The organism is Campylobacter sp. IFREMER_LSEM_CL2101 (assembly GCF_025771825.1).
In the GTDB taxonomy this organism is placed as follows: domain Bacteria; phylum Campylobacterota; class Campylobacteria; order Campylobacterales; family Campylobacteraceae; genus Campylobacter_D; species Campylobacter_D lari_C.
The window spans coordinates 20,893-34,451 of the sequence record NZ_JAKMQZ010000009.1; the positions used below are offsets into that span (position 1 = coordinate 20,893).

The following is a 13,559-nucleotide window of genomic DNA, read 5'->3' on the forward strand; positions in this document are numbered from 1 at the left end:
TTTTATCGCCAAAGTTTATCCCATTGAGCTTGCATATTATTATGTTCAATTAAAATTTCTATCATCTCACTCACTGCTCCATTACCACCTTTTCTGTTTAAAACTTTATCAGTTTTTAAAGCCTTGTGTGCATCTTTTGGCTTAAAGCTATATCCAACTGCTTCAAGCAAGCTCATATCATTATAATAATCCCCAATAGCAGCACATTGAGAAAAATCCAAATTTAATTTTTCTAAAATTTCTTTAGCACAAGCTAGTTTATCACTAATACCTTGATAGACTAAATCAATTTTTAAATCCCTAGCTCTAAAATACACACACTCACTAGTTCTACCTGTAATGATAGCAACTTTTTTACCAAGCTTTTGCCAAGCCTCAATTGCTGCGCCATCTTTTACATTAAATTCTTTAATCTCACCATAATTTTGTGTGTAGATGATTTTACCATCTGTTAAACAACCATCTACATCTAAAAAAATAAGTTCTATCATGATTTTACTCTCTTACTATAAACGCACCTGGGAAAGATCCACTATCAACAAAATCTCTTGCTTCTTGCTCACTTCTAAAACCTTTTAAAAATACTCTATGTAAGCCATCTTTAGCACTTGTTTGTATAGTTGAAGTGTAAGAATTATAATTTTTATATCTACTTGCTATTAGCTCTGCACCACTTTTATTTCTAAATGCTCCAATTTGCACCATAAAAGATCCACCTTGGAAAATATGACCACTATCAGCAATCTCTCCACTGCTGCCTAAATTAGAATTAGTATGCACCGAACCCGAACTTGCACTTGTTCCAAAGCCAATCACTTCAAGTCTTACAGGAGCTGTTCCTGCTTGAATCATATCTATATCTCTTGCAGCCATATTAGATAAATCTATAATCCTACCTGCTACAAAAGGTCCCCTATCGTTAATCCTAACAGTAGTTTGACGATGATTTTTTAAATTAGTTACTTTTACTATGGTATTCATAGGTAAAGTTTTATGAGCTGCGGTATATGCGTGTTGATCATAAGTTTCACCATTAGAAGTTTTTTTACCATGGAAACCCGGACCATACCAACTAGCTATACCATCAGCAGTCTCACCTACTTCTACTACTGTTGGATAATAAGTTTTACCATTAATAGTGTAAGGCTTCATAGTGCCTTTTAAGCTTGTATTATTATGCTTTATACTTTTAAAATCTCTTTCTGGGTAATACACAGTAGGCGTGCTAATAGGTACCATACTACAAGCACTGAACAAAACCCCTACACAACTAACGACTAACGACTTTTGTATGAGAGTTTTTTGATATTTTTTGAGTTGTTTTAATTTTTGCATTATTATTCTCCTTAATTTTTAACACAAGTTTTTGATTGATATTGATTAAATTTCCTTTGATTTTATTATATTCTTTTATGCTTTCAACACTTATTTTGTGTTTTCTTGCAATAGTATAAAGACTATCACCCTCTTTTACTATATAAATTTTTGTATGCGGAATGGTTGTATCCACCTTAGCTAATTTTACATTCTCTAATGCCTTTTCTACTGCCACGCTTTTACTTAAAGGAATATACATGTAATAATCTTTTTTATCAGGTGGAGTAAAGTCATAATTAAAATGTGGATTATAACGTTTAAATTCATTATAAGACATTTTAGCTACTTTAGCAAGCTCTCTTAAAGAAACACTTGGGGGAACTGAGATTTTTTTAACTTCACTTGATAGGGCGTAATTAAGCAAGGCACTATCTTGTGAAATTAAAAAATCATTATTATTAGCCAAAAATGCCATAGTAAGAATTTTTCTAATAAAAATTCTAGTTTCTAATGGTAAGTATTTTTTATCAGGATCAAGCAAAACCCTTAAATCATCACTTTTTGCTTTTTTTATAGCTTGACGTAATTTACCATCACCACAATTATAAGCTAAAATAGCCAAATACCATTTTCCAAACTGCTCTTTTAATTGTTTTAAATAAGTAATAGCTGCATAAGTTGATTTTACTAAATCTTTTCTCTCATCTACATAAGGATCTATCCTTAAACCCAAAGTTTGCGCCGTTGGTTTCATAAATTGCCAAACACCTACTGCTTTAGTTCTTGAAATACTATGAATTTTTAAACCAGATTCTACAATCGCTAAGTATAAAAATTCTTGAGGAATATTTTCTTTTTCTAATATTTTACGGATAATCGGAGTAATTTTATAAAATTCCCTCATCGTATCTACTAAAGTTTTAGAATGCATATCCATGGAAGATTCTTTAAATTCTAAAAAAATCATATCACTAAGATAACTTGCTTCTATATCTAAATTTCTTAAGATTTGTGCTTGTTGCGTGTAATGCTCTGGAGTAAATTGCAAGGCCTTAGCATTTAAACATAATAATACTAAAATAAAAAACAAAAAGCTTTTTTTCATTATAAACCTTGGAAAAACAAACGATTAGCGTTAAAATTAGTAAGTTTTATTATTTCATTTTTTGATAAATTTAAAAGTTCAGCCATTTTTTGAGCTACAAAATGCGTCAAAATAGGATCATTTACCTTGCCACGATGTGGTTCTGGGGTTAAATAAGGTCCATCTGTTTCTAAAACAAGCTTATCTTTTGGAATTTTAGGTAAAACCTCTACTAATTTTTTTGCATTTTGAAAAGTTAAAACCCCACCTATACCAAAATAAAAACCATCATCTGCTAGCTGAAGTAAAAGCTCACTAGCATTAAAACAATGCAAAACACCACCTTGTAAATCTTTTGCATATGTTTTTAAAATATTAAAACTATCTTCATTAGCCTCACGCACATGCACAATCAAAGGCTTTTTATATTCAATAGCTAGTTGAATTTGAGCTATAAAAACTTCTTTTTGCTTTGCTTTTATTTCATCCTCATCAGCCCTTAAGCGATAATAATCAAGCCCACACTCGCCCACTGCAACGCATTTTTTATCATTTATAAATTCTTTTAAAATATCTAAATCAAAATCATCTATATCATAAGGATGTACCCCACAAGAAAAATACACATTTTCATAATCATGTGCAATTTCTCTTGCTCTTGGTAAATCTTTTATATCCGCACCAGGTATGACGATTTTATCTACTCCATTAGCAAAGGCATGGTTTAACATTTCATCTAAATATCCAAAATAAACTTGGCTATCTAGATGACAATGCGTATCTATGATTTTTTCACTAAAATCACAATCTAAAAACATACCTCTACCCTATTTTTACCATTAGACTTAGCTAAATCTAGTGCTTTTTGAGCATTATTAAGTAAATCTTGCATTTGACTTGTTTTAACTCCAAAAGCAACTCCCACAGAAACACTATAATCAACCTCATCTAAAGCTATTAGAACACTTTCTTTAGCAATATTTACTCTTATATTTGAAAAAGCTTTTAACGCTTCTTTATTATCTGTATTTTTTAAAAGTACATAAAATTTACCATCTTCAATTTTAGTTGCTAAGTCCATACCGCGAATTTGATCTTTGATTTTTTTAGCTGTGTGTTTTATTACTCCATCGCCACAATCATAACTTAACTCATAATTAATTGTTGCAAGATTGTCTATATCAATTAATGCCAAAGCCATTTCTTCATTTTCTTGCATATCTTCTAAATAATCTAAAAATCTTTTTTCAAAATTTACATAATCATCAAGTCCTGTTAGCAAATCTTTACCCAAACTATACTCATCAAGTAAAACACATTTTTGCATATAATCTAAGCAATTATTCACTCTACAATTGAGTGATTCTTTTTGGAAAGGTCTAATCACATAATCATTCACACCCTTTCTAAAAGCTCTTGCCTCTAGCGCATCATCTTTATCTCCAACCATAATCACACCAAGCTCTATTTTAGAGTATTTTGAGCGAATTTCTACAAGCAAATCTTCCCCATTAATTACAGGCATAGTTGCATCACAAATTACTAATTTTGTATCAGGATTATCACTTAAATAATTTAGCGCTTCTTCTCCATGCGCTGCTGCTAAGACATTAAAAAGTTGATTATTAAGATTTTTTTTCATTTCTGCACGTAAAGTTACATTTGCGATTGCTAGAATAATTTTAGTTTTATTATTTTTTTGAAGCATTCTAATAGAGTTTAGCATTTCATCAATACAGCTTTCGCTTTCTTTTTGAATATAACCTATAATATCTTTTTCCATAAATTTCTTACGCGTTTGTCCATCACTACTTCCTGTAAGCACTATAGCAGGAATATTTTTTTCTAAAATTACATCTACCACTTCCCCATTAGGAGCATCTGGCAAACAAAGATCTACAAAAGCCATAAAATAATCATTTTTCACTAATTCTTTAGCACTGCTCATATCAAAAGCAACATCTACTTTTAAACCTAAAGTATTTTCTACTTTTTTTGCCAAAAGCTTTGTAAGCATTTTATTATCATCAATAATTAAAATTTTTTCTTCCATAGCCAACTCTCTTTGTAATTTAAAACTATTATTATACCATATAGAAAATTTACTTTTTATTTTTAAAGTAAAGTTCTAGTAAATTCTAAAGCTTCTTGGGTAATATTTTCCCCACTTACCATTCTAGCAAGCTCTCTTACTCTTTCTTCTTTTTCTATTTTTCTTACCCTACTTTCATTTCCTATTTTTTCTACTAAAAAATGGTTGCTTGCTTTTGATGAAAGCTGTGGTAAATGTGAAATTGCAAAAATTTGATAAAACTTAGCAAGCTCTTTTAAAACTTCAGCTATACTCATAGCTTCTTTACCACTTAAATTTGCATCAATTTCATCTAAAAATATTATACCACTAGCTTTATTAGTAACATTGCATTCAGTTGCAATAAAAGAAAGTCTTAGACGGTTTATCTCGCCTGAGCTTAAATTTTTCAAACTAGCTTCATTGATATTTAAACTCACTTCATCTTTACCTAAAATACTTAAAGCACAATCTTTAAGTTCTAATTTAACTTCTTTCATATAAAGTTTTTCAAGATAAAGATTCAGTAATTTTTCAAGCTCTTTTAATCTTTTTTTACGCAAAGTACTTAATTTTTGACTTTTCTCATCTAAAAGCATTTTAGCACTTTGAACTTTTTCTTCTAATTCTTTTTTTTCAAAACTTAAATTTTCATAATGAGCTAATTCTGCTTTTTTCTTCTCTAAAGCTTCTAAAGCTTCTTCTATGCTTCCATATTTTGAAATCAAAGAAGAAAGTTTTTCTATCCTATCAAGTACTTCTTCTATATCAAAATCAAAATCGTCAAAGCTTTGATTTTCCCACACTGCCCTTAATTCATTTAAACACTCTGAAAAAAATGAACTATCAACATCACTAATTTGCAAAGCTTCAATCACTGCTGATTCTAATTCAAAAATTCTGCTTGCCCTATTCCAAGCAGCGTCAATTTTGTCTTTTTTAGAAAGTCTTTTTTTTAAACTCATCAACTCATCAAATTCGCCAATTTTTGGGTTAATACTTTGAATTTTTTGTATTTCAAAGCTCGTAAATTCTTTTAATTCTTCTACTTTTTTTTCTTCTTCTTGAATTTTTTCTAATTTAGTTTTATTTTCCATATATTCTTTATAAATATTTTTATATTCATTTAAAAAATCTTGAAATTTCTTATCCTCTTTTGATTGCATAAAATCAAGTAAGTTTAAAAATCTTTCATTTGAGAACTCATTATTTTCCTTAGCTGAAAGATATTTTACAAATTTCTTAGAAAGCAAGGCTAAATTCTTTTTTGAAATAAGTTGATTATTGATAAAATAACGCGAGCTTTTATCTTTTAAAAGTTTAAATACATTTAATTCTTCATTTTCGATACCAAACTCATCTAATTCAAGTTCATCATTTAACAAAATTTCTACCATTTTAGCTTCACTCTCACTTAGAGCAAATGCTGCCAAAATAGCCTTAAAAAGCACCGATTTTCCAGCACCACTTAAGCCAGTAAAGACAGTAAGTCCCACTTCTAAGTCTAATTTTGCTTGTTTAAAACCTAAATTTTCTTTAATCAAAATACTTTCTATCATCACTTACCCCAATTTAACTTTTCTTTTAAAACTTGGAAATAATCTCTATCTTTTTTATGTATAAAACTAAGTTCTTTTTTACTAAGTCCTATAATAATTCTATCATATTCTTTAGGATCAATCACTTCTTGCCCATCTAAATACAACAAACAATGCTCAACTTTTAGTTCAAGCTCGAAACCATAAGGTAAAACTATAGGCCTTTGGGTTAAAGAATGAGAACAAACCGGAGTTAGAACAAAAATTTCACTCCAAGGATGAACTATAGGCCCACCTGCGCTAATATTATAAGCAGTTGAACCACTTGAACTAGCTATGATTAAACCATCTCCATAATAAGCATTAAAAAGTTTATTTTCAAAAAAAACTTCCACATTTGCCATTAAAGCATTATCACGAGAAAAAACTGCGTCATTAAAAGCAAATTTTTTGATAATCTTATTTTTTTTATACAAAGTAATTTGAAGCATTTTGGCTTTTTCTATTTTAAAATCACTTTTAAAAAAATCTTCAAAAAAACTTTCTATCTCATTAAAAGAAAGGGCTGTTAAAAAACCTAAATTTCCTGCATTTATCCCCAAAATAGGCTTTTTAGCCTGATAAGCTTGCCTACATAAAGACAAAAGCGTACCATCCCCACCTAAAGAAATCAAAAAATCTAATTTTTGTAAATCTTTTAAATTAATTTTTTCTTGTTCTAATAATACAAGCTCTATATTTTTTTGCAAAAAAATTGTTTTTAAAAAAGCAATTTGCTCATTTAAATTTGTATTTAACCTGCAAAATAAGCCTATTTTTTGAATTTTTTCTATATTTATATTTTTTTTCATAAAAAAATTATAACAAAACTTAGCTAAGCAAAAGAATAAAATACTATAATAACAAAATTGAACAAAATTAAGCTAAGGAAAAATTTTGAGAACTCATTACAATACAGAGCTTAACATACAAAATGTTGGCGCGGAAGTAACATTATGTGGTTGGGTAAATTCTTACCGTGATCATGGAGGTGTAATTTTTATCGATCTTAGAGATCGTAGCGGACTTATACAGTTAGTATGCGATCCTGCAGATAATCAAGAAGCACACAATATAGCTTCATCAGTAAGAAATGAATATGTTTTAATAGCTCAAGGAAAAATTCGCCCACGCGGTGAAGGACTTGTAAATCCAAAATTAAAAACCGGGGAAATAGAAGTTGTTATAAGCAAACTTACTATTGAAAATGAAAGCGCTGTAATACCTTTTGCTATAGGCGATGAAAGCGTGAATGAAGAATTAAGATTAAAATATAGATTTTTAGATTTAAGAAGTAAAAAACTTTATGATAATTTTGCTCTAAGATCAACTGCTTGTATAGCAACAAGAAATTCTTTAGCAAAAATGGGATTTTTAGAGGTTGAAACTCCTATTTTAACTAAAGCAACTCCAGAAGGCGCAAGAGATTATTTAGTACCATCACGCGTACATCAAGGCGAATTTTATGCCCTACCTCAAAGTCCTCAACTTTTCAAACAACTTTTAATGTGTTCAGGATTTGATAGATATTTTCAAATTGCAAAATGCTTTAGAGATGAGGATTTAAGAGCAGATCGCCAACCTGAATTTACTCAAATAGATATAGAAATGAGTTTTTGTGAGCAAAAAGATATCATAGCTATGGCAGAAAATTTACTCAAAGATATTTTCAAAGCTTGCGGAAAAGAAATTAGCATACCTTTTAGACAAATGAGTTATAAAGAAGCTATGGAAAATTATGGTTCTGATAAGCCTGATTTAAGATTTGATATGAAATTTATTGATGTAATTGATATTTTTGCAAAATCAAATAACGAAATTTTTGCAAATATCGCAAAAGATACGAAGAAAAATCGCATTAAAGCTTTAAGAGTTCCAAAAGGCGATACGATTTTTTCTAAACGCCAAATGCAAAGATTTGAAGAATTTGTGCGCAAATTTGGAGCGGCAGGACTTGCATTCATACAAATGAAAGAAGATGGTCCTAAGGGTCCACTTTGCAAATTCTTTAGTGAAGAGGATTTAAACGCTTTAATTCAAAGATGTGAATTAGAAGTTGGAGATGTAGTATTTTTTGGCGCAGGAGCTAAGAAAACCGTGCTTGATTATATGGGTAGATTTAGATTATTCCTTGCTGATGAAATGAAAATTATTGATGAGGATAAGTTAGAATTTTTATGGGTTATTGATTTTCCTATGTTTGAACAAAATGATGATGGAAGCTATTCTGCAATGCACCATCCATTTACTATGCCAAAAAATATTGATGAGCAAGATTTAGAAGAGATTAATTCTATTGCACATGATGTGGTATTAAATGGTGTAGAATTAGGTGGTGGTAGCATAAGAATTCATAAAAGCCCTATCCAACAAAAAGTCTTTAAACTTTTAAATATTGATGAAGAAGAACAAAGAAAGAAATTTGGTTTCTTACTTGATGCATTAAGCTTTGGAGCACCGCCACATGGTGGTATAGCAATAGGCCTTGATAGACTTATCATGCTTTTAACAAAATCTTCAAGCATTAGAGAAGTTATAGCATTTCCTAAAACACAAAGAGCGCAATGTCTTATGACTCAAGCTCCAAGCGAAGTAAGCAATGAACAAATGAGAGAATTAGGTATAAGATTAAGGGAGAATACTAAATGAAACAATTATTTTTAATCATAGGCGCACCAGGTAGTGGCAAAACAACTGATGCAAGCATTATAGCTACAGATGATGCAAATATTACTCATTATTCTACAGGTGATTTACTAAGAGCAGAAGTGGCTAGTGGAAGCGAACTTGGAAAGACTATTGATAGTTTTATTTCTAAAGGAAATTTAGTTCCACTAGATGTAGTTGTAAATACCATCATCACTGCTTTAAAAAATGCACCAACCAACACGATACTTATAGATGGTTATCCAAGAAGTGTTGAACAAATGCTTGAGTTTGATAAGGTATTAAAAAATCAAAATGAAGTAAATTTAAAAGGTGTTATAGAAGTTAAAGTTAGCGAAGAAGTTGCTAGAGAAAGAGTTTTAGGGCGTGCTAGAGGTGCTGATGATAACGAAGAAGTTTTTAATAATAGAATGAAAGTTTATTTAGAACCTTTAGAAGAAATAACAAATTTTTATACTAAAGAAAATATCCACCATGTAATCAATGGTGAAAGAAGTATTGAAGCTATCGTAGCTGATATGAAAAATTTAATCAATGATTTATTAAAATAAAGGATAAAAAATGGATATTAGCAAAATCAAAGTTGGAGAAGTACCAAACAAACTTAATGCAGTTATTGAAATTCCTTATGGATCAAACATTAAATACGAGCTTGATAAAGAAAGCGGAGCCATCATGGTTGATCGTGTGATGTATTCAGCTATGTTTTATCCAGCAAACTATGGTTTTATACCAAATACTCTTGCAGATGATGGCGATCCTATTGATGTTTTGGTTTTAAATGAATACCCTATCCAAGCAGGAGCTGTGATTCCTTGTCGTTTAATAGGAGTATTGTTAATGGAAGATGAAAGCGGTATGGATGAAAAATTACTAGCTGTTCCTGTAAGTAAAATTGACCCAAGATATGATAATATTAAAAGTTTAGATGATTTACCAAAAGCAAGCTTAGATAAAATCAAAAATTTCTTTGAAACATATAAAATGCTTGAACCTAATAAATGGGTAAAAGTAAAAGAATTTGCAGGCATTGAAAAAGCAAGTGAAATTTTAGAAAATTCTATTAAAAATTATAAATAATCAAAAGTCCTTTTAAGGACTTCACAAAGGATAAAAAATGAAAAGTATTATTGCTTTTAGTATAGCTTTTGTGGTGCTAATAGGCGCTAGTATTGGTTTTTATATGTGGTATTTTGAAGATGATTCAAATACTTATGTATATGATTATAAAAAAAGTAGTTCTTATCAAAGCTACACTCCGCCAAGTACTCAATACAATCAAGAAAGAAATAATATAAGTGATAATACTTATCAATCACAACAAACAGTTCAAGAGCTCTTAAAAGAAGAAACTCCAGTGCAAAATAATCCTATCATGGATGAAAATAAAAACACTCAAGAAGTTGCACCAACAACCCAAACAAATATAGCTGAAGTTTCTAAAAATGAAACTATTACACCTAAAGCAACCCAAGAAAAACAAAAAGTTCTCGTTGAAAACAACAAACAAACAAGTATAAAAAAAGAAACAACAACAAAATATAAAAATACCATGCAAGAATACATTGCAAAAGGTAAAACTAGCAGATATGAGCCAAGTTTGAGTGATGATTTTGTTAAAGTTTATGTATTAGATGGAAAAAGCTTAAGTGATTATAGAATTGATATGTTAAAAGAAATGATTAATCCTGTTAAAGTTAATTCCCAAGATTATAATTTAACTATTTTTATTGATATGCTTTCAAATGACAATATGAAACTAAGCATATATAATAAAGATATTGTTTTTGCTAAAAATAAGAAAAAATACAATTATGTAGATGTTAAAATTTCTGATTTGAAATTTTTATTTGAAAGAAATGGGTATAGCGAATACAGCAATGAAAATTTACTGGAAAAAATCAATCAAAATCTAGCAAGAGAAGATATACTCAAAAGAGTTAAAATTCAAGGTTATGCAGACGATAGAGGTAGCACTTTTGCAAACTATATGATAGGGTTAAATAGAGCAATGAATGTGGCCAAACATTTCTTTAGTTTTACTGAGGTTATAGAAATAGAATCTTTGGGAAAAGATACCTACCCTACTAAAGATAAGTCTGATTCTCAAAGACAAAATAATCGTAAAGTAGAAATTAGTTTTTTATAACTAATTTCTAAATTTCAAAACTTCTTTAACAATTTTAAGCTAACATAACAATTTATTTTCATTCTCAAGGTAGCAATTATGTATGATAAATCACTAGAAAAAGAATATTATAAAATTTGCGAAGAACGCGGATATTTTGAAATCAATGGTAATGAAAAAATTCAAGAAAAAGGCAAAAACTTTTGCATTATGATGCCTCCACCTAATGTAACAGGCGTTTTGCACATAGGTCATGCTCTAACTTGTACTTTACAAGATATCACAACGCGTTATAAAAGAATGGATGGTTATAAGACTCTTTATCAACCAGGGCTTGATCATGCAGGGATTGCAACACAAAATGTTGTAGAAAAACAACTTTTAGCTCAAGGCATTAAAAAAGAAGAACTTGGTAGAGAAGAATTTATAAAAAAAGTATGGGAATGGAAAGAACAAAGCGGTGGTACCATAGTTAAGCAAATGCGAATTTTGGGTATCACTCCTGCTTGGAGTCGTTTGCGCTTTACTATGGATGAAGGTTTAGTAAATGCGGTAAAAAAAGCCTTTGTAGATCTTTATGATAAAAAGCTTATTGTGCGTGGAAATTACATGGTAAATTGGTGTACTCATGATGGAGCATTAAGTGATATAGAAGTAGAACATAAAGAAAATAAAGGAAAATTATATTATTTAAAATATTTCTTAGAAAATTCTCAAGAATACATTGTAGTAGCCACCACAAGGCCAGAAACTTATTTTGGCGATAGCGCTGTGATGGTTAATCCAAACGATGAAAGATTTAAACACTTAATAGGCAAAAATGTCATCTTACCTTTAATAGATAGAAAAATTCCTATTATTGCTGATGAGCATGTAGATATGGAATTTGGTACAGGTTTTGTAAAAGTAACCCCAGCACATGATCATAATGACTATGAAGTAGGCTTAAGACATAAACTTGATTTTATTACTATCTTTGATGAAAAAGGTATTTTAAATGAACATTGCTTGCATTTTAAAGGCTTAGAAAGATTAGATGCAAGAGATGTTATTATAAAAGAATTACAAGAAAAAAATTTTGTTGAAAAAATAGAAGATTATACTAATCAAGTAGGATATTGTTATCGTTGTAAAAATGTAGTAGAACCTTACATTTCTAAACAATGGTTTGTAAAAAATGAAATCGCAAAAGAAAGCATAGAAAAAGTTAATCTTGGTGGAAGTAAATTTTACCCTGCACATTGGATTAATAGTTTTAATGCTTGGATGAGGGATTTAAAAGATTGGTGTATTTCAAGACAACTTTGGTGGGGTCATCAAATTCCTGTGTATTATTGTGAATGCTCTCATGAATGGGCAAGCGAAGAAACTCCAAATCAATGTCCAAAATGCCAAAGCACTAATTTCAAACAAGACCCTGATGTTTTAGATACTTGGTTTTCTTCAGGTCTTTGGGCTATGAGTACTTTAGGTTGGGGTAATAAAGACTGGGGTAAAAACACACTTTGGCATGAAGATGACTTAAAAGATTTTTATCCAAATTCTTTATTAATCACCGGCTTTGATATTTTATTTTTCTGGGTTGCAAGAATGATGTTTCAAAGTACTAATGCCTTAGGTGAGCTTCCTTTTAAAGATATATATTTGCATGCTTTGGTTAAAGATGAGCAAGGTAGAAAAATGAGTAAGTCTTTAGGTAATGTCATTGATCCTGTGCAAAGTGTGGATGAATACAGTGCTGATATCTTGCGTTTTACCCTTGCTCTTTTAGCTATCCAAGGTAGAGATATAAAATTAAGCAACGACAAACTCATACAAGTTAGAAATTTTACGAATAAGCTTTATAATGCAAGCAAATTTTTACTTTTAAATGAAGAAAAATTTGAAGATTTAGATAAAAGCAAAATTCAAACTAACTTGGCAAAATACATACTGTCTCGTTTTGAAGTATGCGTAAAAGAAACAAGAGAAAATTTAGATAATTACCGCTTTAATGATGCGGCAAATACTTTGTATAGATTTTTCTGGGATGAATTTTGTGATTGGGGGATCGAGCTTAGTAAGGCTGAAAAATCAAGTATAAAAGAACTTGGAAGCATTTTTAAAGAAGCATTAAAGCTTTTAAATCCTTTTATGCCATTTATTAGTGAGTATTTATACCATGAGTTAAGTAAAACTTCTATCCAAACTCATGAGTCTATAATGATTTCAAGATATCCTAAATTTAATTCTAGAGATGAAAAAATAGAAAAATTATTTAATATCATTATAGAAAGTATAGTGAGTTTACGCCGTGCAAAAACCTTAGTAGAACTTGCAAATGCAAAAATTCAAAAAGCTTGTATAAAATTAAACGATGAGAGTTTAATAGCTGAGTTAAAAAATTACACTAATTTCATCTCGACACTTGCAAAATGTGAAAAAATCGAGTTTATCAATGCAAATTTAGAAAAATCTATTAGAGATGTAAGTGAGAATTTAGAAGTATTTATACCAACTCAAGATCTTGATTTAAGCGGTGTTTTAAATAGGCTTAATAGTCAAAAAACAAAACTTGAAAAAGATTTTAACAAGCTAGATGCTATGATGAAAAATGAAAAATTTATTTCTAATGCACCTGCTGCGGTTGTTGAGCAAAATAAAACTCAACTTGAAAGCATTAAAACTCAACTTGATAAAATCAATGATGAAATTTCTAATTTAGAAGGCTAATAA

At 29.8% G+C, this 13,559-nt stretch carries 12 protein-coding genes; 5 read left to right on the forward strand and 7 right to left on the reverse strand.

The window, feature by feature from the left end:
- Positions 1–2: 2 nt before the first annotated feature.
- The 7 genes from L8V88_RS06355 to L8V88_RS06385 all read right to left on the reverse strand — a co-directional run bounded on the left by L8V88_RS06355 (position 3) and on the right by L8V88_RS06385 (position 6,861).
- Complete coding sequence (locus L8V88_RS06355; protein ID WP_039618077.1) at positions 3–491, reverse strand: 3-deoxy-D-manno-octulosonate 8-phosphate phosphatase, YrbI family; 489 nt, start codon at positions 489–491, stop codon at positions 3–5.
- Positions 492–495: 4 nt separating this feature from the next.
- Positions 496–1,335, reverse strand: coding sequence for a septal ring lytic transglycosylase RlpA family protein (locus tag L8V88_RS06360; RefSeq protein WP_263727275.1), 840 nt, complete (start codon positions 1,333–1,335; stop codon positions 496–498).
- The gene (locus tag L8V88_RS06365; RefSeq protein ID WP_263724056.1) at positions 1,271–2,422 is read right to left on the reverse strand and encodes a lytic transglycosylase domain-containing protein; all 1,152 of its coding nucleotides are present in this window, start codon (positions 2,420–2,422) and stop codon (positions 1,271–1,273) included. Before L8V88_RS06365 ends, L8V88_RS06360 begins: the two co-directional genes overlap by 65 nt.
- Positions 2,422–3,219 (reverse strand): TatD family hydrolase, encoded by a 798-nt coding sequence (locus L8V88_RS06370; RefSeq protein ID WP_263727276.1) that lies wholly within the window; start codon positions 3,217–3,219, stop codon positions 2,422–2,424. The genes L8V88_RS06365 and L8V88_RS06370 overlap by 1 nt, the downstream gene beginning before the upstream one ends.
- Positions 3,210–4,454: a response regulator gene (locus L8V88_RS06375; RefSeq protein ID WP_263727277.1), complete on the reverse strand. Its 1,245-nt coding sequence runs from the start codon at positions 4,452–4,454 to the stop codon at positions 3,210–3,212. Before L8V88_RS06375 ends, L8V88_RS06370 begins: the two co-directional genes overlap by 10 nt.
- 62 nt (positions 4,455–4,516) lie before the next feature.
- Positions 4,517–6,031 (reverse strand): AAA family ATPase, encoded by a 1,515-nt coding sequence (locus L8V88_RS06380; protein ID WP_263727278.1) that lies wholly within the window; start codon positions 6,029–6,031, stop codon positions 4,517–4,519.
- Positions 6,031–6,861, reverse strand: coding sequence for an NAD(+)/NADH kinase (locus L8V88_RS06385; RefSeq protein ID WP_263675634.1), 831 nt, complete (start codon positions 6,859–6,861; stop codon positions 6,031–6,033). The genes L8V88_RS06380 and L8V88_RS06385 overlap by 1 nt, the downstream gene beginning before the upstream one ends.
- 85 nt (positions 6,862–6,946) lie before the next feature.
- On the opposite strand from L8V88_RS06385, the gene aspS reads away from it, so the two are divergent.
- The 5 genes from aspS (at position 6,947) to L8V88_RS06410 (ending at position 13,556) form a co-directional block, all read left to right on the forward strand.
- The gene (gene aspS / locus L8V88_RS06390) at positions 6,947–8,698 is read left to right on the forward strand and encodes an aspartate--tRNA ligase (protein ID WP_263727279.1); all 1,752 of its coding nucleotides are present in this window, start codon (positions 6,947–6,949) and stop codon (positions 8,696–8,698) included.
- Positions 8,695–9,267, forward strand: a complete 573-nt coding sequence (locus L8V88_RS06395) for an adenylate kinase (RefSeq protein WP_263727280.1) — start codon at positions 8,695–8,697, stop codon at positions 9,265–9,267. Before aspS ends, L8V88_RS06395 begins: the two co-directional genes overlap by 4 nt.
- Before the next feature lie 10 nt (positions 9,268–9,277).
- Positions 9,278–9,796 carry an inorganic diphosphatase gene (ppa, locus tag L8V88_RS06400; RefSeq protein ID WP_120759358.1) on the forward strand — a complete coding sequence of 173 codons (519 nt, stop codon included), beginning with the start codon at positions 9,278–9,280 and terminating at the stop codon, positions 9,794–9,796.
- A 37-nt stretch (positions 9,797–9,833) separates the two neighbouring features.
- Positions 9,834–10,865, forward strand: coding sequence for a hypothetical protein (locus L8V88_RS06405; RefSeq protein ID WP_263727281.1), 1,032 nt, complete (start codon positions 9,834–9,836; stop codon positions 10,863–10,865).
- A 78-nt stretch (positions 10,866–10,943) separates the two neighbouring features.
- Positions 10,944–13,556, forward strand: a complete 2,613-nt coding sequence (locus L8V88_RS06410) for a valine--tRNA ligase (protein ID WP_263727282.1) — start codon at positions 10,944–10,946, stop codon at positions 13,554–13,556.
- The last annotated feature ends 3 nt before the right edge of the window (positions 13,557–13,559 follow it).

What these genes read in the sequence shown, in the direction of transcription:
- L8V88_RS06360 (WP_263727275.1), bottom strand. Translation starts at nt 1,335, where the DNA reads ATGCAAAAATTAAAACAACTCAAAAAATATCAAAAAACTCTCATACAA.
- L8V88_RS06395 (WP_263727280.1), top strand. Translation starts at nt 8,695, where the DNA reads ATGAAACAATTATTTTTAATCATAGGCGCACCAGGTAGTGGCAAAACA.
- L8V88_RS06370 (WP_263727276.1), bottom strand. Translation starts at nt 3,219, where the DNA reads ATGTTTTTAGATTGTGATTTTAGTGAAAAAATCATAGATACGCATTGT.
- L8V88_RS06380 (WP_263727278.1), bottom strand. Translation starts at nt 6,031, where the DNA reads ATGATAGAAAGTATTTTGATTAAAGAAAATTTAGGTTTTAAACAAGCA.
- L8V88_RS06410 (WP_263727282.1), top strand. Translation starts at nt 10,944, where the DNA reads ATGTATGATAAATCACTAGAAAAAGAATATTATAAAATTTGCGAAGAA.
- L8V88_RS06365 (WP_263724056.1), bottom strand. Translation starts at nt 2,422, where the DNA reads ATGAAAAAAAGCTTTTTGTTTTTTATTTTAGTATTATTATGTTTAAAT.
- L8V88_RS06405 (WP_263727281.1), top strand. Translation starts at nt 9,834, where the DNA reads ATGAAAAGTATTATTGCTTTTAGTATAGCTTTTGTGGTGCTAATAGGC.
- ppa (WP_120759358.1), top strand. Translation starts at nt 9,278, where the DNA reads ATGGATATTAGCAAAATCAAAGTTGGAGAAGTACCAAACAAACTTAAT.
- L8V88_RS06385 (WP_263675634.1), bottom strand. Translation starts at nt 6,861, where the DNA reads ATGAAAAAAAATATAAATATAGAAAAAATTCAAAAAATAGGCTTATTT.
- L8V88_RS06375 (WP_263727277.1), bottom strand. Translation starts at nt 4,454, where the DNA reads ATGGAAGAAAAAATTTTAATTATTGATGATAATAAAATGCTTACAAAG.
- L8V88_RS06355 (WP_039618077.1), bottom strand. Translation starts at nt 491, where the DNA reads ATGATAGAACTTATTTTTTTAGATGTAGATGGTTGTTTAACAGATGGT.